The organism is Sporosarcina quadrami, assembly GCF_014836615.1.
Lineage (GTDB): Bacteria > Bacillota > Bacilli > Bacillales_A > Planococcaceae > Sporosarcina > Sporosarcina quadrami.
Window position 1 is genome coordinate 22,755 of sequence record NZ_JACSQN010000014.1, and the last position, 20,533, is coordinate 43,287.

The following is a 20,533-nucleotide window of genomic DNA, read 5'->3' on the forward strand; positions in this document are numbered from 1 at the left end:
ATGATTTGGAATGGGGAAGAAATACTGAAAATAAACGTATTAGATTTTGAGAAAAGTTTTTCGTTAGCCAAATACGTATCTCAACAACATTTAATCAACGAAGAAGTGGCTAACAAAATAATAATAAAAGTGTTAGATATTTGGGAGAATGTAGATCCAACCACAAAAGACATTTGGATGGATTTAATAGAAAGTGCTGGATTTTATCCATACCTACTTAGAATTGTCGAATCATCTACTCAGTTAGATATTACATCCGAGATTAGAACTTCATATCATTCTTCCAATAATCTAGGTAATATAACTTTTCATAAAGAACAAAAAAAATTGGCAGGTTTAATAGCCGATGAACAAAATTTAATAGTAAGTGCCCCAACAAGTTTTGGTAAAAGTTTATTAATTCAGGAGATAATAGCACTAGACAGATATGATAATATCCTAATAATACAACCTACATTAGCTTTAATAAATGAAACAAGAATAAGTCTAAAGAGATTTAGTGATAAGTATAATATTATAGTTAATACCTCACAAATACTAGGTGAAAAAAATATTTTCATTTTAACTGCTGAAAGGGTATTAGAATTTGAAGGTCTCCCAAGAATAAATTACTGTATTCTAGATGAATTTTACAAATTAAGTTCACTTAGAGATGATGAAAGATCCGATGTATTGAATATTACTATGAGAAAAGTTTTGAAGTTTAATCCTGTATTTTATTTTATCGGACCGAATATTGATCAGATTCCTGAAGGGTTTCAAGAAAAATATAATGCACAGTTTTATAAAACCAATTACTCTCTAGTAAATACAGAAGTTATTCAAGTCAATTTAGAATATCAAACTACAGGAGTAAGAAAAAGAGCAAAGGAAAAAGAAAAAAAATTGTTTGAGTTGCTTAACAATAACCGTGATGAGCAGTCTATAGTATATGTCTCTTCACCGCAAAGAGCTTATACCTTAGCTAATAAATATTACGCATATTTATTAGAGGAAGGGTTCTTGAAAGAGACTCAATACTTGCCGGTTTGTGAATGGATTGAAGAGAATTTAAGTGAAGAGTGGGGATTTAACGAACTGATAAAAAACCATATTGGTGTACATTCAGGAATTATTCCTAAACATTTAGTACACTCTATGATTGAGTATTTCAATGAAGGTAAACTAGAAGTTTTGTTTTGTACATCCACAATAATTGAAGGAGTAAACACTTCTGCAAAAAACGTATTTATTTTTGATAATAAGAAAGGCCCGAGTAATTTAGATTTTTTTGACTTCTCCAACATTAAAGGTAGAGCTGGAAGAATGTTGAAACATTATACAGGTAGAGTTTTCATATTCGATAGCATTCCAGAAAGAGAAGATTTTGTTTTAGACATACCTTTTCATGATCAGAAAATAATTAACGATGAAATACTAATAAATTTAGATAGGGAAGAAGTTCATGCGCAGCATATAGACAAATACTATGAGCTAAATGACTACGATGAGGATTTATTAAAGGTAATAAAAAGGAATGCGGTTTCAGTCGAAGGGCAAAAGGAGATTGTAAGAAAATTAATAATTCAATTGAATACTAATCCGGAATTAGTTATTTGGGATAATTTCCCGAATGTGAAACAACTTCAATTTTTAATTCAATTAGCTTGGGAACATCTTCTAAAGCCTACTGAAACAACTAGACCAATGACTAAAAATAAATTGCCTGTAACTATTTGGAAGCACAGTACTAAAGAGATTCACACATTAATAAGGGAGGAGAAAAACTATTTAGAGGGACGACATTTTAATTGGGATGAACAGAGAATTTTAGACACTGCAATCGAAAATGTTTTTCGAGAAAATAGGCACTGGATTTCATATAAAGTCCCAAAGTGGTTAAATGTGGTTGACTCATTGCAGAAAATAGTTTGTCAGAAAGAGGGACTAGATATTACTGGAGATTACTCATTTTTTGCATCATATTTAGAAAATGAGGGTGTGGATGAAAGACTTTCCTTATTAATCGATATGGGAGTTCCTTCATCGGTGATTAGGAAAATTAGTTATATTATTCCTAGGGATTTAATGAATCAAGAATTAATTCAATTTGTTAAGAGTATACGGAAAGACAATGTTTCTTCTTTACTAGAATATGAAGTTAATAAGCTGAAACAACTATAAGTTATTAAGAACTGTAAATATTCTAAGTTTGTATGTCATAGTTTTTAGTACTGGGCACCCAAATTTAGAATTAAACGGGTGCCTAGTAATTTTAAATTACTAATTTTCTAAGCATACTTTCTCAATATATTTATTTGTAGGGTTCTTATATTTCTTATTCATTTTATAACAGGTACCTGAGTAAGGTTGAATTTTGTTAATTCACTACAATTGCATTTACATAAAATTTGATTGCTATAGGTATAATGTTTGTTATTATTTCTTGTATAACCATTCAAATTGTATAAATTAACGTGATTGTTTCTGGCACAGGCACCGTCAAATCAATGGCTGTATTGTCATATGGGAAGAACAACAGCTACGGTCATCCACATGCAGCAATCAAAGATGGGTGGGCGTGTGAGCGATGAGTAAAAAGTATACACTTGATCGGATTGAAGAAGATTTTTATGTATTCATGGATATCTAGTTAAGGCATTATATAATATATATTAATCATTAATTAAAGGAGTTGTACAGAGTGATCTATATAGTTAATGGGGAAAAGCGTCATCCTGCTGGAGTTGCTTCTTTTCAAAAAATATTAAGTCAAATCACGGAAAATTATGATGGTACAGCTTATTATGGATTTGCGTTATCTGAAATAGATAATAAGAAAATTTTAGTTGATGCATTACTAGTTACTAAAGAAAAAGGAATTATTGCCATAAATTTTGCATCCTCTTCTGTTGAAGAAGATTTAAATGATGTAGATAGGATATATTTACTCTTAAGATCGCTATTAGAAAAAAATAAAAGACTGAGAAAAAGAACTAAATTAGCAATAGATATTACAGTAGTTAACTATGTAGCAACTAAAGACGCTATTCCTGACGGATATGAAGAAGATTATATATGCGAGGAAGAATTTTTAGGTTTTTTTGAAGACGAAATCGATGATTTTAACGATGAATATTATACAGCCCTAAATGAATCTTTAGATAAAGTGGTATCTGCAAAACCAAAAAAATTAAGGAAATCGGTTGTTAAAGCTTCTTCATTAGGAGCGAAAATTAAAGAAATTGAACTTGAAATTGCTAATATGGACAGGTGGCAAAGAACGGCTGCATATGAAATTCCTGATAGTCCACAAAGGATTAGAGGATTAGCTGGTTCTGGTAAAACCATTGTTTTAGCTTTAAAAGCAGCTTATTTGCATTTTAAAGACCCTAATGCCGATATTGCTATTACTTTTTATAGTAGAAGTTTATACCAACAATTTATTAGTTTAATTGAGGAATTCTATCAACAATATAGTAGCGATAAAGTAGATTTTGATAAAGTACATGTCCTACATGCATGGGGAACCTTTAACGAACCAGGTATATATTCAAAAGCAGCTGAACATTTACAAGCAGATATATATACTTATAAACAAGCTGTTGGTGCATATGGAAGTTCTAACGCGTTTTCGGGGATATGTAATGAATTATTGAATAGTATGAATGTCAAGGGTATTGACTCTATTCCGATGTATGATTATATCTTAATTGACGAAGCACAAGATTTGCCACCATCTTTCTTTAGATTATCGTATAAATTAATAAAAAATAATGAAAAAAGAATTGTATATGCTTATGATGAATTGCAAAATTTAAGTAAAAGCTCGATGCCATCACTTAAAGAAATGTTTGGTGAAGATGAAAATGGTCAACCATTAGTAACTGTTCGAAATAGCGATATCCCCTCTACCCCTAGAACAGATATTATATTGCCGATATGTTACCGTAATAGTAAATGGACATTAACAATTGCACACTCTTTAGGTTTTGGAGTATATAGAAATGCAAAACAGCCATTAGTGCAGTTCTTTAAGGAATTAGAAGTATGGAGAGAAATAGGATATGAAGTTGTTGACGGGAACTTAAACTTTAATAGTTTTGTACGATTAAAAAGACAACCTCAAGCTTCACCGGAATATTTTGATAGGCTAATGACAGCTAATGAAGCTGTAGTAGTCCCAGATGCTTTCAACAGTAAAGAAGAAGAGTATATGTGGGTAGCTAGAGAAATTAAAAAGAATATAACTGAAGATGAACTAGATCCGGATGATATTTTAGTTATTTTCCCTGAAACAAAATCTTCTTATAATAGTTACGAAAAATTCGAAAAGTATTTAAGGATGGCAGGAATTGAAAGTATAATGCCGGGGAAAAATGTTGATAGAGATACTTTCACTGTCAAGGGGAAAATTACTTGCACACATATCCATCGAGCAAAAGGTAATGAACGTCCGATGGTTTACTTAGTCGATGGTGAATATGGTGGAAGAACAACTGATCTAATTAATGTTAGAAACACATTATTTACTGCCATCACTCGATCGAGAGCTTGGATTAAGATTACAGGAACTGGTCCAAGCATGTTAGATTTAATAGAAGAAATAAATAAATGTATTGCTAACGAATATACTTTAGGGATTGATATACCGTCAAGAGAAGATATTGAAAAAATTAATCTATTAAATAGAGATACAAATGAAGAAGAAATTCGCAAATTAACTAATGCTGGTAAAGTTGTTAACGACTTATTGAAATTGTTACAAGAAGGTAGTATTTTACCAGAAGATTTACCACCTGAATTCCGAGAATTATATAGATTTTTGGATAACAGTGGAGAATAACTATGCAAAAAAGGCCGAGCGAACAATTATATAAGCAATTTAACGTTTTAAAAGATATGTATAAAGACAAATTAATATTGGGATATATAGAACCTACTATCCACAATAATTTATTCACATTTACCAATCAAATGCCTATATTTGATGAACGAAGTCCTTTGAGTGCAAAATATTTTAATAACTGTAAGCAGTATTTGACATTATTTAAAAACCGCTCTTACCATTTTTTGTTTGTCGATGGATCGATAGCTAAATTTCATTATGAATTTGATGAATTAAATAAATTGATTTCTTATAATTTACTTTGGTATCCTTGTCCATTCTCAGAAGAATGGATAAAAATATTTAAATTAGATGATGGAAGTATAGATGAATTACAGATGTCGGAATTCATGGATAACATAGAAGAAGTAGATAATTTCAAGTATCTTGATTTTAACTTGCGTACACCTATTAGAATTGACTATGACATTACTTATGATGCGAAAAGTGATAAAGCTTCTTTCCATCCAACGTCTCACATACATTTTCAACACACTAACACACGTGCTAGGAATAGTGAGATTTTTTGTTTATATAAGTTTTTTGTTTTTATTATCGAAAATTGTTATCCCAATATTAATTACGAACTGACTAAAAGTTCGTTAATAAGTGAAAGAATGCTGAATGAGGCTTCACATTGGCTAAAGTGTAAAGATTTAAGAACCGATGGTATAGGCGATAGAATATATACTACTTATACTTTTTAGAACGAAATAGATTACACATGTTTTACACAGAAGACTTTCGAATTAATTTTAAGTTGCGTGTGCATGTTTGGATTCAGTTAATTCATTGTAATTTGTATATAAAAAAATCTAATCCGTTGTAATTGAGTGAGTTATCTTTATATCTTATATAATTTAAAAACAGGTACCTGTGTAAGGTTGAATTCAGTTAATTCACTACAATTGTATATACATATAATCTGGACGTTATAGGTATAATGTTTGTTATGATTGCTAGTATAACCATTGAAATTGCTTAAATTAACGTGATTGTTCTGTCACAAACACCGTCAAAATTCTTTCGTACCATGAAAGAACGGACCTGGATCTAAGCTGTTTTTGTTCTCGTTCATACAGTTGCCCCCTTTTGCTTTTTGACTTGCGTATTACAGTATAAGGCAGTGGTGGCGGGAAAAGTAGTCTATAAAAGTGAATCAGATGATGGTATACTATAGATAGGGAATAAGATGTGAATCAAATTAATCCGATAGAGAGCGCGTGAAAGAGAAGGGTAGCCAATGCTGCTCTTCTTTTTTTTGCTAACTCTGTTCTTTACTTGAGAGTTGATGATTTGAAATGATCTTATTGAAATTATTTAGTCTAATATTGGATTCATAACAATCTTTACAATAATATTTATTGCAAAGAGAGGGGTCTGTAATTTTGAAAAATAAAAAGGGGGAAATCATATATATAGATTAAAACAATTATTTTGGAAGTTCTAAGGCTTCTCCTGAAGTGTTAGTTGATAATCCTATTACGAATCCAAGCTCATTTCTCGCAAGGAAATTGTGCTTTTTTTAATTCCGAAAAATAAATGTTCCACGCCTGTATCCTTTTGCTACTTTCCAATCTATATAGAAGATGAGATGACTGGTCATCTAAAAGGAGGAATTGGAATGAAAATGGATAAGGGATGGTTGAAATTGCATCGGGCGCTGAAGGATCAGCCGATATGGAAGACGTCGAGGCCGGAGCAGCAAGCAATTCTGGTCACTTTACTCATGATGGCAACTTACGAGAAGAGGGAGTGGGAGTGGAAAGGGGAAAAATATACATTGCAGCCTGGTCAAATTCTGACATCACTTGCAAGTTTGGCGAAAGAGAGCGGCGAGTATATTACGGTTCAGAACGTTCGGACGGCTTTGAGGCGTTTTGAGAAATATGGATTTCTAACAAACGAATCAACAACGAAGAGCAGGCTCATCACCCTTACAAACTGGGGGTTTTATCAGCATACTGAAAGAGGGCTGGCAACCCGTACAACAAACTACCAGCAAAGCCCTCACAACGAGCTAACACCTATTAAAGAAAGTAAGAAAGATAACAAAGAAATAATAAATCCTTTTCTGCGCAAACTGCAATTGACAGAATTTAAGTTGGATTTGACGAAGGGAGAAACGTGGTGATTGCAAAATATGCGTAACATGGCTTCACGCTGGGCAGTACCAGTTCCAATCACTACCTTCGTTTAATGTGGTTTTAGAGTGATGATGTACGAAGAATTTTGAAGTGTATGGTCTATCTTTCGTCCGACTATGGAAATTTGTTTTTATTGACCGATATATTAACAAACTAGTTTGAAAAAAACAGGAGGCATACACATGAAAATAAACCCGAATCACGTCACTTCCCATCAGAAGCCGGTACAACCTAAAGCAAAGCAAGACGATGCAAAGAAAAATGAGTCAGTTGTTCAGCAAAACCAACAAGTGGATAAATACATCCCCTCTGAGAAAGAACAAAGTGTTACATATGAAAAACCGGCATTCAAGCCGGATGTAACTACGATTGAGAGGCTTAAAGCGGAGAGCGATCAAGCTTTCGAACAACTGCGCAACTTAGTTCGTCAGCTTCTTAAAGAGCAAGGAATGACTTTCAAAGATGTCTTGAGCGGGGAGAAACAGCTTGTTGTAGACGAAGCTACGCGTTTAGATGCACAGGCAGCCATCGAAGCCGGTGGGGAGCATAGTCCTGAAAAAGTGAGTGACCGTCTTGTGGAGTTTGCGAACGCGATTTCTGGAGGGGATCGAAGCAAATTCGAACTTTTAAAAGGGGCCATTGAAGATGGGTTCGCGCAAGCGAAAGCGGCAATGGGCGGAACACTTCCGGAGATTTCACAAAAAACGTATGATCTGACAATGGAAAAGTTGAACAATTGGAAGGAAGAGAAGTAAAATCTTTTATAGTTTAGATTGAATGAGTGATAGGTATCATACACTTTAGCGTACCAATTGTAGAATTCAAGCTTCCCTCGATTTTATGAATAACCAAAAGAAGCATGAACTTTCCGCTTGGAGAGTTCATGCACTATTTATACTGCTCTGTCGTTTTCTAATTAAATCTTTGGTGCCAGTCACTCATATAAACGCAAAATTTCAAACAAACACGTTAGTTTTAGTGACTGTCACCGGAATCTAAATCATTTATAATCTATCACAAATACCTATCCAAAAACTCCCGTATAGCCCGAAAACCAGTAATCTGATTTTCCCGTTTCGTAAACCCATGCCCTTCATCTTCAAAGATAATATACTCCACAGGCACACCGTTTTCTTTCACTTTTTCCACAATGTCGTCGGATTCTACTTGAAGGACGCGTGGGTCGTTTGCGCCTTGTAGGACGATGAGCGGTTTGTTGATGTTTTCGGCATGGAAGAGTGGCGAGATGCTGCGAATGTAGTCCGTTTGTGTGTAGGGATCGCCGATTTTCTTGTAGAGCAGGTCACGACTTGCTTCCCACCATGCCGGAATACTTTTTAGTGTACGTTCCCAGTTGGATACACCGAATATGTTGACGCCGACGTTGAATGCATCTGGTTGGAAGGTGAGGGCAGCAAGTGTCATGTAACCTCCGTAACTACCGCCGATGATGCCGATCCGGTTTTCATCGATTCTGCCTGTTTCGATTAAAAACGTTTTTCCTTCAATACAATCGGCTAGGTCAACATCGCCGTGCTTTAAATCAGCTGCCTTGAAAAATGTCTTCCCGTATCCAGAACTCCCTCGATTGTTTACAGCGAGTACTGCATACCCGTGATTGACTAAATACTGGATCATTGGATTGAAATCGACGGTCCACTGGCCACCAGGTCCACCGTGGACATAAATGAGTGCTGGTGCTTTTTCACCGTCTTCCAAATGCGGTTCATAGTAAATGGCTGGTATTTCAAGGCCGTCGAAAGAAGGGAAGTGAACAATTTTTGCATGGACTAAATCGTTTTCGTCAATTTCGGGGTTCAGTGTGTTTGTTGAGCACTTCAACTCTTTCGTTTCAAAATCGTATACATATAAGTTTGCAGGAGCTGTTGACCGGTTTACTAAAAACACCATATATTTTTCACTCTTTGAAATGGCCAAACCGCTAATTTGTCCTTCAGGAAAATCAGCAATTTCAACCGCATTGCCTGTTGCTGTTTCTAGCACCTTCACTTCCATTTTCCCATCATGATTTACATAGTAGTACAAGTATTTATGAGTAGGCGAGAAGCGAGCGGCTACAATTCCCCAGTCTTCTTTCGCTACAACTTCTGTCTTGCCGGACATTAAGCAAAGGCGTTTCAAGTATAAAAACTCATGGTCTTCGTCTGTTAAAAAGTATAAGAAATTGGAATCTAAATCGAATGTGACAGGTTGATAGTGAACGTCGCCGTCATGTTCTGACAAATGCTTCACGCCATCTTCTTTCGTATAAATAAACATATCGGAATTATTTGCTGTCCGCGGCTTGTGCAAGGCAACGTATTTTTTGTCATGGGAAATCGCGGATACGTAATAACCGTCTTCATTCGTAAACAGCAATGTTGGTTCCAGTGCGTCGATATTCATTTCATACAAATCCATATACTTAGGATTGCGCTTATTGGATTCATAGAAAAAGGAGTGCTCATCCAGACTCCAGCGGTGAAACTCGGCTTTCTCTTCTTTGCCAGGCGTTAAATCGATCTGTTTTCCATCTTCCGTCTGAATATATAAATGCGTAATTTCATTCCCACCTTGGTCGCTGCTGAACAGGAACTTGTGTCCATCCGGGAAATATCCCTTCGGAATGATGAAATCGTCATCTGAGCTTGTCAGTTGCTCGACCTTGTCGCCCGAACGGGAAAACGCATACGCGTTGTACACACCCGAACGATTACTCCCCAGTAGAATTTTTTCATCATCAGGAGAAATCGATATTCCTATCAAACTCTCACAATTCATAAATTGCTCAATCGAATACTTCTTTTTTACATGAATCATTTTTTAGCCCCTTCCCTTTTTCACACACCCACTTATATGTTATATTATTTTGACTGTTGAAACAAATTTTGTTAGTGAAACGTTCTCTAGTTAATGAATATGGTAAATACGATTATCTAGTGAGGCGAGTTAATAGAAGAAAGCCTGAAAAGTAAATAAAATTTTAATGATGGTTTATTCTGATAGGATAGAAAATAGAGAGAGGTGTTAGCCATGGTGGTAAGCAAGATTCTTTACTATGAAAAAGAATCACTGAAATTTAACCCTTTTGAGCATATGCAAGGAAGGATTCAAGAGATGGAGCAGGCATCGAGTGAAGGAGCGGAAATTGCTGCTCGGTGGAAACAAATCGTCAAGCAGCTGAAAGACGAAGAATATCCGGTAGTTCACCCGAGTGGGCGGGAGACGTTTTCTCTGTTTGCCGAATTTCCGTCAGGGGTTTTTGATTATGCGCTGGATATTGACGGGGCTACTTCGTTGATTAATGAGAATCAGCTCGAGTCTGTCATCTATCAGCCTTCTTCGATTATTGAGTCGGTCGATATGGGCAATGTCAACACAGACACGAGCAATATAAAGACAAACCACAAGAACCCTGTCATGGTTCTTCAAAGCCAGTATATAACTGAAGGAAAGCCCTATTGTATTAATGGGAACCATCGCATCACGGAAGCTTTTAAAAAGCAGGCAAAACAGATTGGTGTATTTGTCTTTGATGATCTGGAGTTTGTTCCATTCTTCTATGACTTGCTGAGTAAGGCTATCTATTATTTGGAGATTGATTACCACAATGTCGTCAAGAATGAACGGCGGCTGTTGGTGGATCATCAGACTGCATTTGCATATGAATTCTAATTGATTGATAGTAGTATGATAAGATTTTTGAGATGATAAATAGGTAAGTCGCCAGCTTGCAATTTGGGATTTTCTTACTTTTGAAATCTTATTCGATCTTTATTTGTTGGAATTCCATTATTTACTTGTACCCATTTGCCATTTTTAAATAGTTCGTACTGTTCAAAAGCAAAGGGCAATCCATTTGCAGTAGCTAAGTCAAGGCTATCCATCAGTTGAAAATGTAAATGCGGAGCGAAGGAGTTACCTGAATGACCGACTCTACCAATAACATTACCTTTTTTAACAAGCTGACCAACTGAAACTTGAATAGATCCAGTTTGAAGATGGACGAATCCAGCGTATACATTGTCAGCACATTTTAAAATAATGTAATTGCCAGCAACTGATTGGATGTCATCTATCTTCGGGTCAAAATAATGAGCATTTTTATAGGCGTTAGACATATCTAAAAGCAATTTTGTTCGTGGACGTTCTTTATAGCCATCCGCTGCTTGGACAATGACACCGTCGCAAGGCGCATATACATCTTGCCCCCAACAATAATATTGATCTAAGGGAACCCCGAAAAGTAGATATTGCGCCAGACTGACGCGATAGGCGGGCCAGCCCTTTCTTTCCCAATCCACTTGTACAAAGTCATAAGCATATCTTGATCCAAATTTGTTTGTGCCATGACTCGGAATTTTTGTCCCTGGAGTGTTAGGGGAGAGCCATTCTCCTCTCAAAGGAAACTGTAATATTATCGGCTCACGTGCATCAATCATCTCATATCCTCCTTCGTCAATTCTTTACTTACATTATTAAACTAACAGTGCAATTTAACACAAGAAGAAAAAGTTTGTGTTGAAGTTGAAATGATAATAGTACATAAAATCTAAAAGGGGCTAAGTGATGGGGACATAGCGAAACTAAAAGAGGTATTTGACCGATGCGAATTGGATTCCCAATATGGTTAAAGTAAATCTACAGCCGAACGTAAAAAAAGAGTGGCTTCGTTGGCCAATCTTCATAGCGTCCGTGTTATAACTATTTTTCGGTACATCGCTATAATTTTTTGGTTTTCCTTTTTCCATTCCTTGCTTCGCATAGGAAGCTTGAATTGTTTTTCCATTTCTGTCTGTAGACCTTCTAATAGTATATCCTTTCGCGGTTGGTCGAAGAAGATGATTCGTTCATATTCTTTTTGATAATCCGCTAGTGACTTGCCTGTCATTGTATAGCCACCTTTTCTTTTATTGCATGAATCCTTTACAATATCATTTATAATCAGGAAAAAATTATGGATTTCGTCCACTGCCAAAGGAGAATTTAACATGATTATACGTGAAATTCAACCAAAAGATAATGAAGCAATTAAAAAAGTCATTCAACGTTCTTTAGAGAAATTAGGTTTGAATGTACCTGGGACAGCTTATTTTGATCCGCAGCTGAGCGATTTATACACTTACTACGCCAATTTAAAGCATGCAAAATATTGGATTGTCGAAATGGAAAATACAGTCGTTGGTGGAATTGGTATTGCCCCTTTCGACAAGGAACATGCGATTTGTGAACTTCAAAAGTTGTATTTGGCTGAAACGGTGAAAGGTATAGGGCTAGGCGGAAAATTAGTGGAAGTCGCTTTATCGTTTGCGGAAGAGCATTATGAGCAATGCTATTTAGAAACGATGCACGAATTGAAAACAGCGTGTATTTTGTACGAGAAATACGGATTTGATTTATTAAATAAACCTCTTTCAGGTTCTGAGCATTCTACGATGGACGCTTGGTATATTAAAAGATTAAAGGTAAGAGACTTGCTGGAAGAGGCTAAATGATAATGGTTGTGGTTTCGTCTGGGGATATGCTACTCTTCATAACAAGAAGGAAGAGGAGCCTGCTTTAAAAGCAAGCTCTTCATGAACCCGATCAGCAATTACGTATCATATTGTTCATCGTTTACTAAACCTTTGATAAATTCCTCGAAATTATCCGCAAGGAAAGTAATCTTATAATCATCTTCTTGATCGACATGAATAACTGCAGGTTCTCCATTTGTACCGCATGTTCGATAATCTAACATGACGACATCGTGACCGGCTGAAGGACAATCGCAGATCACTACGCCGATGTCGGGATATCCCCATTCCTCGATCATAAATGGACTGCCGAGCCCCCCGCACAGAGAATAGCTTTTCTCGCGACCAATTCCCATAATCCCTGTAATGGCAATATGATCGTCAGCCCAGGAAGTCGATTCCTCTGTTGGATAGTTGGTGTTCATCGGCACTCCGCCATTCCGATGCTTCATCAGTTGAATAAAAGAGGATGGAAGCTTGTAACCAAGCTCTTTCTCAATCGAATCGATTAGTTCATCTGTAGGTGGCTCCGATTGATAAGATTCTATTGCATACTCGCTGTCCTCCCAGAAATCGGCTAAGAACACTTCCGAAAAAAGATGGTTGTCTGCTTCATGCCCCTCGTTACCTATACGCTTTTTTTCCATTTCTGCCTCCCATTGATATCTGTAATTGTTGGTAGTCTCTACCATTCAAATAATAGTAACATTTGGAGATAAAGGATTCTAGAATTATCTAACTAATGGTATATCTAAAGCCGCTAATTTAGATCTAGGACAAGTGGCCATTATTTATTTCAGTCATTTTTTAGTATACTTAATAGATTACTAGAAGGTGAAACAGTACGAGATGGAGGGAAAAGAATGACGGAAGAAATGAACACAATAGGATGGGATGCAATTGAAGCGGCGGTAACGAAACTATACGGTGAACAGGAGCCGAAGCATTACGGCACCACAATTCCTTATATGCTTGGTGGACAAGACCCATTAGATGGCCTTAGTGCGTATAAAGCGGAAACACCTTCGCTTCACTGGCATATAGTTACATTTGGTTTTTCAGAGCTTTATGAGAAGGAATCGGGCGATACCGAATATAGCGGCTATGGGTTTGAGCTTTCTTTTCGGGTAGCACGCAGTGAGGATGAGGAGGAGCCCCCGGCATGGGCATTGAACCTGCTTCAAAACATGGGGAGATATGTGTTTACGAGCAACAATGTTTTCGCGGCAGGTGATTATTTGGATGCGAATGGTCCAATCTGCTTGGGAGCTGATACTGAGCTAACCGCTCTTGCCTTTATGCCCGACACGGAATTAGGTACATTAAATACGCCGAATGGGCGCGTTGAGTTCCTTCAAATGGTGGGGATCACTGAGGATGAGCTGGAGGCTATGAAAATATGGAATACTAGGGGACTGCTTGAAGCTGGGAAAGAGGAGATTCCTGGTTATATTACAGATTTATCCCGAACTTCCATGCTGCACAATCCTGCTGTTCAGGAAAGTGTTCAAGTAGGAATAGACCGTGATGGATCGAGCACTGGCTTTTTATTCGTGGATCAATTGGCTTGGGAACCCGGAAAGAATGGGTTGTTCAAAAAGAAGCCGTCTGTGCTCACACTAGGAGCAAAACAAGCTGATACGGTTGGCAAGCTACTACGCGGTCGACTGCTGAAAGGGAAAGATTTGAGGTTAGTGAGCAATGAAATAAGCGTAACATTGGAGCCTGCTTCAACAACTAGAGTTAAAACAGGTGAGGGGACGGTACATTTACAACTTGATGAAGCGGTTGTCAACGAACTCAAGGACAAGCTTCTACCGAAAGAAGGAGAAATTCGTTTATCTTCTTATAATGACTTAATCATCCAAGTCGTTAAAACGTATATTAAGGATCAAGATGGACAGGTGATATCGACTGTAGGGTGAACAAATACAACTTCCCAACGGTATCACCTAGACTTACTGCTTGTCATCTAATTTGTGAAACGGTTAGGTGAAAATGTGAGAAAGTTGCATATGCGTTCAAGCTACTAGCAATTAATAGAAGAATACACTTGGATTTCGTGTGTTAGGTCCGATCTCTGGTTGACAAGCCTATGTCATTACTATTCATTTTGAGACGGTAGCCGCTGCGAAGTTTTGCTGTGCCTGTGAAAGAACCATTCATGTTAATTCAACTGATTTGGAAGGTAATTCGGAAGAAATTCATAAACCTAATACATACAACTTCAAGTTTTAATTAATATGTAATTGTAGTGAATTGAATGAATTAGATTTCATACAAGTACCCGTCATATTTTGGTTGATGATACCAAATTATCCATGATTTATTGTCGATGTTTCTCTTGAAAGCTTTGTATCCAATCAATATCAATCGGTCCATTAATAACCTTGTAATATCCAAAACCTGGCATATGAACATGCTTTTCTAAAAATAAGATTGTTAGTAATTTATTTTCAGATTGAATGTCTATCCAGACCCCTTTCTCTCTTGAAACAGCGGTATCCCACTCTGCGTGTTTTATCTTCATAACTTGATAATGGCTTAAAAATTCTGTCAACTCATCAATCACTGCTTTGTCATCTGGTATCGATTTATTATTATCATAAGCCTCAAAAGCTATAGATTTAAAGTCCTCTGAGTATTGGACAAACAATGAATCTAGACCTTTTTCCTTATAATCAGTGTACTTCAAAAACAGAATTCCTATTGCAAGTACGCCAATTATTGGATAGATAACGATTTTCTTACTCATTATTTACACCCTCTTTAAGTTGAATTGGCATAAATTGCAAACTTCTCTTAGTTGAAAATCAAGAATTAATTCTTTGACTAACCTGTTGTTTGTTTAAGCAACTGTATTCTTATAATAATTTACTCGGTTTAATTCTGACAGTAGTGCGATGCGATAACTATACTATATCAAACAGAACGGTGTCTCCTTATAACTTTTTAAAGATGTAAAGCAGTTGTTTTTGTCGTTATTTAAAACAAAAAAAGTAACTTTACAACCCTATTTGAGTTCGCGTTAATCTGTATGTGTCACTTCCATAAAGCTCCACCCTAATATGTGTTGTATATTTGTCAGGAGCATATTTCAAAGCCTTAAACAACACTTGGGTCTAATTGATGTTTTTTTTAAAGTTGAAGGAATTGTGACCCGAAATAGAGAACAAGTACTTGTTGGATACTATTTTTAATTCACAATACTTTGGGGGTTTTCACTTGAAAATATTAGTTATTGGCGGAACATCGTTTGTTGGTCGTCATATTGTTGAGCAGTCACTACTAAACGGACATGAAGTAGTTCTATTCAATCGCGGAAAAACAAATCCGGATTTATTCCCAGCATGTCGTCGCATTGTTGGGGATCGGCGCACAAATATGGATCAGGCTGCCCTAGAACATTGGGATGCTGTAATTGATACAAGCGGTTATACGCCGAATGATGTAAAACCAGTTATTGAGGCACTGAAGGAAAAAAGTGATCATTATACATTTATCTCGACGATTTCAGTGTATGATGATTTCTCAAAAGGCGATGTTGATGAGAATGGAACGAAATTTACACATACTGTAAATACAGATGAAGTGACGGGTGAAACGTACGGTCCGCTAAAGGTAATGTGCGAGAAGGAAGTGATTGAAGGATTTGGCGAAAAGGCTCTTATTGTCAGACCTTGTATTGTCGTAGGTCCGGATGATCCGACTGATAGGTTCACCTATTGGGCTATGCGCACTGTGGAGGAAGGGCCGATTGCCATACCAGAAGGGGACCGGAAAGTACAATGGATCGATGTTCGCGATTTGGCAAAATGGATAATAGACATGATTGAGGGGAATAAAACCGGGACGTTTAATGCTGCAGCCGAACCCGTTTCATTCCGAGCATTCATTGATGAATTAATTGCTGATCAAGGAACTGAGACAATCGCCATTCCTGACACGGTTATGGCAAAGGTGGAAATGGAGCCAAAGCATCGTTTCCCATTATGGATGCCTATTACGGAACAGTTTCCACAAGGCTTTTTTATTGTCGATGCATCTAAAGCAGTAGAAGCTGGGCTTTCGATTCGTCCCCTTCGAGACACTACGGACGATACGAGGGAATGGGCTGCGCAACTTGATTCTGGAACATGCAAAGTTGGACCAACGAAGGAAATCGAGAAATTATTAATTGAATTGTCAAATTGAATCGGTGCCTGTGCAAGAAACATTCATGATAATTCAACAAAATTGAATAGTTATGCATGATTTTTTTGCAAACCTGTCAAATGCGACTTCTTGTTTTTATTATTATGCAATTGTAGTGAATTGACAGAATTGAATCTTGCACAGGTACTTGATTATAGGAAAGGCAGGGACATGTATGATCATATGGTTTCGTCATTTGCCGCAGATACGTATGGATGTCGAAGAATGGAAACCGTTCATTCGACAAGCCTGGTTGCGAAAGCATTTTATGAAGATTGTTTACGTATTAATGGCCGCCTTTATTCTAACACCAATTTGGTACTTGGGAAGTCTTGCTCCACTAGAAAACTTTCCCCTTTTGTTAATCATGCTTCTCGTATTTGTCATACACGAAGCGATTCATATGCTCGTCATACATAAGAAAGGCGACATGAGCTTAACGTTCAAGGGAATCTATTTTTGGATTCACACAAATTCAATTCTATCTAAAAAGAGATATTGGGTCTTCATGAGCTTACCTTTTATCGGATTGTCAATAATCCCGGCTATTGCTTCTCTCTTTGTGTTGGGGGATCTGAAAACGCTTCTGTTATTTATCGGTTGGTTCAATTTAATCATCTCTGCTTCTGATATTGTGAATTCGATCTTGATCATAATGAAACCCAATCGATCTGAATTTTGTAGAGGGTATTATCGCGAAACAAGTCATCCACGTCGGAAGGAAGTAGGATTTAAGATTGTCAGTTGAGTCAAAGAAAACAGGGGACGATTCCATTACCGGGAAGCGTTCCAGGCGTTAAGTACAGGAAAACTGAAGAGGGTAGGAGTGAGGTTGAGCATGCAATATGACGCGAAAAATTATGAAGAATACATTGAGATGCTAGAAGAGGATTGGCGGAAAGAGAAGCTGCTTGCGATTCGGCAAATGATTATGGCTTATGCACCTGAATTGGATGAGGTGATTCGCTATAAAATGTTGAATTATGGGAAAGGTGATCACTATATCTTTGCTTTAAATGCACAGAAACATTATGTCAGCCTTTATGTAGGGACAATCGATAAAGTAGAAAACGCTGAAACCCTATTAGCGGGCTATAATTATGGTAAAGGCTGTATTCGAGTGAAGAAGACGATCAAGATGGAAGACACTGGATTGGAGCAATTTATCCATAAAACCGTTGATATGTGGCGCGCTGGTGAGGATACGGATTGTTAAAGGAATGAATGACCAGAATGTGGAGGGGCAATGGAGTCGGATCATTGAGAAGAGGCACCCGCGCGATGCTCGCCAATCGGCTCTTTAGCCACTTTATTATGGCTGCATGTACTGTCTCAAAAAGGTGTAAAAATCTCTTGGGGTAGTTGGTATTATCTTAACAGTCCCGACACTACTTGTTACACTAATCGGACTGTATTTATGGCTATCGTTCATACAATAAAACACAAAAAGGGGATTTATTATGTCGAAAAAAATACTCTATTTCTTATGTACAGGTAACTCATGCCGTAGCCAAATGGCTGAAGGATGGGGAAAAAAGTATCTTGGTGATGAATGGCAAGTTTTCAGTGCAGGAATTGAAGCGCACGGAGTAAACCCGAATGCTGTTAAGGCTATGAATGAGGTTGGCATTGACATTTCGCCTCAAACTTCGGATATTATTGATCCGCAAATCATAAATAATGCAGACTTTGTCGTCACTCTTTGTGGTGATGCTGCTGACAAGTGTCCGATGACACCAGCTCATGTGAAACGTGCTCATTGGGGATTCGATGACCCTGCAAAAGCAGAAGGGAAAGATGAAGAGAAATGGGCATTCTTCCAACGTGTACGCGATGAAATTGGAGCAAGGATTGAACACTTTTCTAAAACTGGAGAATAAGAAAAACAGGCTGTGGATTCACATCAAGACTTTCCTTGTGATAAATATATAAAGATATAATGATGCGGTGATATAGGAGATGTTAGTAATAAAAAAAGGTTGAAGTATTTGATCCTGCAATGTGTTTTTCAACAAGTGTCTACGGACCAAGTGGATTTCTATAGACAAGATCTAACTGTTTATGAATATACAGATCGCCTCATGTCAGTCACATGAAGCGGTCTTTTTTTTCTTGCAATCGATTGTGTTGCGCCGTTTATAGTTAGTTGGATTTCAAACTAATTAGAATTAGCGTAATGCCAGCAAAGAGGCAGACCATTCGTATGAGAGAAATCTTTTCAGTGAGACCGAATAATGCGATTGCCGTAGTGATGATTAAGATACAAGGACCTACAAGAGCTAATAGTGTGTTGATGTAAAAAGCTTTTTCCAAATCATTAAACTTGTACATTAACATGGCTGCAGCGATGTCTACACTGCCGGAAAAGATGCGTAATAAGATAATTAGTAACAATGCTCGTTCAACCAATCATGTTGCCTCGTCCCCTTCGTTATTCATCCATTTTATTTTAGTTTTCCTTTTGGACTTTTCATACTATATGTAAGACGACTTGTGTTCATTATAAAAAACAATTTCTGTAGGAACGCGATACCTAGTGAAACGACTTATCAAGTTATGAGGGGAAACACAGATTGCGAAGTTCGATGAGCGTGTCGGTGTCATGCATGACGTTTTAACTGGGGAAATAACCACTGCGTTCTAGATATAATTAACTTACGGCTGCTATTTGTAATGTATTTGTTACAATACTAATGTAACAGTAATATTCGTAATAATATAATTCAGAAAGTGAAATAACACTTCACTTTAAACGGCATGAGCGTTATTTCTAGGCTTTTTAATATAGAGTAATACCGTCCCTCATAATCTTTGCTTGGAACGCAATTCAATGCTTTTAAACATGTTGTATGGACGATAGTTACATTGGGTATAACATTTAAAATCTCATTCTTTTAATGTAATATTAATCTGAATGAAACTAACTTCGTGTAAATTCAATCTATAATTAATTATGTATTAAAGATTGAACTTAGGAAGAGGGGATAGTTTTGCAAGATACAATTAATGACAATGAAGACTTATTGTTGATGTTAGACGCTTTACTACGTGAACCAACTAGCTTTTGGGATGATTTTTATTCTAATCGTGAAAAAGGTATTCCTTTTTTCGTCAATAAACCTGATGAAAATTTAGCAAGCTATTTCAATAATGTTCTTTCTGGAACTTCAGGGAAAGCTCTTGAACTTGGTTGTGGTCCGGGTAGAAATGCAATATACTTTGCAGAAAAAGGATATGCAGTGGATGCAGTTGACTTATCGGAACAATCACTGCGATGGGCAATTGAACGAGCGAAAGAAAGAAATTTAAAGATAAACTTTATTCACAATAACATTTTTGATATTCAATTTAAAGAAGGGGCATATGATGTCATCTATGATTCCGGATGTTTTCACCATATTGCTCCTCACCGAAGAATGAGTTACATTCAATTGGTACAAAAGGCATTGAAGCCGGGTGGTTACTTTGCAATCACTTGCTTTGAACAAGGTGGAAAGTTGGGAGGAGCAGCCATTTCTGATTGGGAAGTTTACAGATTACGAAGTCTTCAGGGGGGCTTAGGATTTACTGAAGAAAGATTAAGAACCATCTTTAAAGACTTTGAAGAAATAGAGATAAGAAAGATGAGAGAATTAGAACGATCAAATGAACTGTTTGGTGTTTCCGCTTTATTGACCGCTTTATTTAGAAAAAAATGATTTACAGCAAGATGCACACAACAAAATAGGGTGCCTGGCACTCATTCAAACACGAAAGTTCAAACTAACACGTTTGTTCCATTTAACGGAATTGTTTGAGTGCCGGGCACC

The 20,533-nt window shown here is 36.9% G+C and carries 18 protein-coding genes and 2 pseudogenes; 14 read left to right on the forward strand and 6 right to left on the reverse strand.

The genetic code is table 11. The annotated features are described in order from the left end of the window. The 5 genes from H9649_RS14140 to H9649_RS14160 all read left to right on the forward strand — a co-directional run bounded on the left by H9649_RS14140 (position 1) and on the right by H9649_RS14160 (position 7,769). Complete coding sequence (locus tag H9649_RS14140; protein WP_191695556.1) at positions 1-2,163, forward strand: DEAD/DEAH box helicase; 2,163 nt, start codon at positions 1-3, stop codon at positions 2,161-2,163. A gap of 520 nt (positions 2,164-2,683) precedes the next feature. Next, positions 2,684-4,825 carry a DEAD/DEAH box helicase gene (locus tag H9649_RS18060; RefSeq protein WP_191695557.1) on the forward strand — a complete coding sequence of 714 codons (2,142 nt, stop codon included), beginning with the start codon at positions 2,684-2,686 and terminating at the stop codon, positions 4,823-4,825. Between the two features lie 2 nt (positions 4,826-4,827). After that, positions 4,828-5,574 carry a DUF2290 domain-containing protein gene (locus H9649_RS14150; RefSeq protein ID WP_191695558.1) on the forward strand — a complete coding sequence of 249 codons (747 nt, stop codon included), beginning with the start codon at positions 4,828-4,830 and terminating at the stop codon, positions 5,572-5,574. Between the two features lie 917 nt (positions 5,575-6,491). Next, positions 6,492-7,001, forward strand: a complete 510-nt coding sequence (locus H9649_RS14155) for a hypothetical protein (RefSeq protein ID WP_191695559.1) — start codon at positions 6,492-6,494, stop codon at positions 6,999-7,001. A gap of 195 nt (positions 7,002-7,196) precedes the next feature. Beyond that, positions 7,197-7,769 carry a hypothetical protein gene (locus H9649_RS14160; protein ID WP_191695560.1) on the forward strand — a complete coding sequence of 191 codons (573 nt, stop codon included), beginning with the start codon at positions 7,197-7,199 and terminating at the stop codon, positions 7,767-7,769. Positions 7,770-8,028: 259 nt separating this feature from the next. On the opposite strand, the gene H9649_RS14165 is transcribed toward H9649_RS14160, so the two are convergent. Continuing rightward, positions 8,029-9,834, reverse strand: coding sequence for a S9 family peptidase (locus H9649_RS14165; RefSeq protein WP_191695561.1), 1,806 nt, complete (start codon positions 9,832-9,834; stop codon positions 8,029-8,031). Positions 9,835-10,047: 213 nt separating this feature from the next. Here H9649_RS14165 and H9649_RS14170 point away from each other — a divergent pair, with 213 nt between their 5' ends. Next, positions 10,048-10,689 (forward strand): hypothetical protein, encoded by a 642-nt coding sequence (locus H9649_RS14170; RefSeq protein ID WP_191695562.1) that lies wholly within the window; start codon positions 10,048-10,050, stop codon positions 10,687-10,689. 74 nt (positions 10,690-10,763) lie between these two features. On the opposite strand, the gene H9649_RS14175 is transcribed toward H9649_RS14170, so the two are convergent. Together H9649_RS14175 and H9649_RS14180 are read right to left on the reverse strand one after the other, a co-directional pair. Continuing rightward, positions 10,764-11,456, reverse strand: coding sequence for a M23 family metallopeptidase (locus tag H9649_RS14175; RefSeq protein WP_191695563.1), 693 nt, complete (start codon positions 11,454-11,456; stop codon positions 10,764-10,766). Positions 11,457-11,698: 242 nt separating this feature from the next. After that, the gene (locus H9649_RS14180) at positions 11,699-11,905 is read right to left on the reverse strand and encodes a hypothetical protein (RefSeq protein WP_191695564.1); all 207 of its coding nucleotides are present in this window, start codon (positions 11,903-11,905) and stop codon (positions 11,699-11,701) included. A 100-nt stretch (positions 11,906-12,005) separates the two neighbouring features. Here H9649_RS14180 and H9649_RS14185 point away from each other — a divergent pair, with 100 nt between their 5' ends. Then, positions 12,006-12,509 carry a GNAT family N-acetyltransferase gene (locus tag H9649_RS14185; protein WP_191695565.1) on the forward strand — a complete coding sequence of 168 codons (504 nt, stop codon included), beginning with the start codon at positions 12,006-12,008 and terminating at the stop codon, positions 12,507-12,509. 101 nt (positions 12,510-12,610) lie between these two features. Here H9649_RS14185 and H9649_RS14190 read toward each other — a convergent pair. Beyond that, a pseudogene (locus H9649_RS14190) lies at positions 12,611-13,177 on the reverse strand (SMI1/KNR4 family protein); the annotation flags it as partial. 216 nt (positions 13,178-13,393) lie between these two features. Between H9649_RS14190 and H9649_RS14195 the strand changes: the two are divergent. Further along, positions 13,394-14,455 (forward strand): suppressor of fused domain protein, encoded by a 1,062-nt coding sequence (locus H9649_RS14195; RefSeq protein ID WP_191695566.1) that lies wholly within the window; start codon positions 13,394-13,396, stop codon positions 14,453-14,455. Positions 14,456-14,856: 401 nt separating this feature from the next. Here the strand turns inward: H9649_RS14195 and H9649_RS14200 are convergent, their stop codons facing one another. Continuing rightward, the gene (locus H9649_RS14200) at positions 14,857-15,285 is read right to left on the reverse strand and encodes a hypothetical protein (protein WP_191695567.1); all 429 of its coding nucleotides are present in this window, start codon (positions 15,283-15,285) and stop codon (positions 14,857-14,859) included. 470 nt (positions 15,286-15,755) lie between these two features. Between H9649_RS14200 and H9649_RS14205 the strand changes: the two genes are divergently transcribed. The 5 genes and pseudogenes from H9649_RS14205 to arsC all read left to right on the forward strand — a co-directional run bounded on the left by H9649_RS14205 (position 15,756) and on the right by arsC (position 18,604). Beyond that, entirely contained in the window at positions 15,756-16,724 is a 969-nt protein-coding gene (locus H9649_RS14205; RefSeq protein WP_191695568.1) for an NAD-dependent epimerase/dehydratase family protein, read from the forward strand. 175 nt (positions 16,725-16,899) lie between these two features. Beyond that, entirely contained in the window at positions 16,900-17,472 is a 573-nt protein-coding gene (locus H9649_RS14210) for a DUF3267 domain-containing protein (protein WP_225229904.1), read from the forward strand. A gap of 78 nt (positions 17,473-17,550) precedes the next feature. After that, a complete protein-coding gene (locus H9649_RS14215) occupies positions 17,551-17,940 on the forward strand; it encodes an iron chaperone (RefSeq protein ID WP_318241697.1) in 390 nt (129 codons plus the stop codon). Positions 17,941-18,003: 63 nt separating this feature from the next. Beyond that, positions 18,004-18,163 (forward strand): annotated as a pseudogene (locus H9649_RS14220) (ArsB/NhaD family transporter); the annotation flags it as partial. Between the two features lie 21 nt (positions 18,164-18,184). Then, on the forward strand, positions 18,185-18,604 hold the full coding sequence (arsC, locus tag H9649_RS14225) for an arsenate reductase (thioredoxin) (RefSeq protein ID WP_191695569.1): 420 nt from the start codon (positions 18,185-18,187) through the stop codon (positions 18,602-18,604). A gap of 262 nt (positions 18,605-18,866) precedes the next feature. Here arsC and H9649_RS14230 read toward each other — a convergent pair whose 3' ends face one another. Continuing rightward, complete coding sequence (locus tag H9649_RS14230) at positions 18,867-19,133, reverse strand: YqhV family protein (protein ID WP_225229905.1); 267 nt, start codon at positions 19,131-19,133, stop codon at positions 18,867-18,869. Between the two features lie 581 nt (positions 19,134-19,714). Here H9649_RS14230 and H9649_RS14235 point away from each other — a divergent pair. After that, the gene (locus H9649_RS14235; RefSeq protein ID WP_191695570.1) at positions 19,715-20,422 is read left to right on the forward strand and encodes a class I SAM-dependent methyltransferase; all 708 of its coding nucleotides are present in this window, start codon (positions 19,715-19,717) and stop codon (positions 20,420-20,422) included. Positions 20,423-20,533 lie beyond the last annotated feature (111 nt).

Excerpts from the sequence above, each read along its gene's own strand:
- H9649_RS14180 (WP_191695564.1), bottom strand. The coding sequence starts at position 11,905 with ATGACAGGCAAGTCACTAGCGGATTATCAAAAAGAATATGAACGAATC.
- H9649_RS14155 (WP_191695559.1), top strand. The coding sequence starts at position 6,492 with ATGAAAATGGATAAGGGATGGTTGAAATTGCATCGGGCGCTGAAGGAT.
- H9649_RS14170 (WP_191695562.1), top strand. The coding sequence starts at position 10,048 with ATGGTGGTAAGCAAGATTCTTTACTATGAAAAAGAATCACTGAAATTT.
- H9649_RS14200 (WP_191695567.1), bottom strand. The coding sequence starts at position 15,285 with ATGAGTAAGAAAATCGTTATCTATCCAATAATTGGCGTACTTGCAATA.
- H9649_RS14160 (WP_191695560.1), top strand. The coding sequence starts at position 7,197 with ATGAAAATAAACCCGAATCACGTCACTTCCCATCAGAAGCCGGTACAA.
- arsC (WP_191695569.1), top strand. The coding sequence starts at position 18,185 with ATGTCGAAAAAAATACTCTATTTCTTATGTACAGGTAACTCATGCCGT.
- H9649_RS14150 (WP_191695558.1), top strand. The coding sequence starts at position 4,828 with ATGCAAAAAAGGCCGAGCGAACAATTATATAAGCAATTTAACGTTTTA.
- H9649_RS14185 (WP_191695565.1), top strand. The coding sequence starts at position 12,006 with ATGATTATACGTGAAATTCAACCAAAAGATAATGAAGCAATTAAAAAA.
- H9649_RS14140 (WP_191695556.1), top strand. The coding sequence starts at position 1 with ATGATTTGGAATGGGGAAGAAATACTGAAAATAAACGTATTAGATTTT.
- H9649_RS14175 (WP_191695563.1), bottom strand. The coding sequence starts at position 11,456 with ATGATTGATGCACGTGAGCCGATAATATTACAGTTTCCTTTGAGAGGA.
- H9649_RS14165 (WP_191695561.1), bottom strand. The coding sequence starts at position 9,834 with ATGATTCATGTAAAAAAGAAGTATTCGATTGAGCAATTTATGAATTGT.
- H9649_RS14195 (WP_191695566.1), top strand. The coding sequence starts at position 13,394 with ATGACGGAAGAAATGAACACAATAGGATGGGATGCAATTGAAGCGGCG.
- H9649_RS14210 (WP_225229904.1), top strand. The coding sequence starts at position 16,900 with ATGATCATATGGTTTCGTCATTTGCCGCAGATACGTATGGATGTCGAA.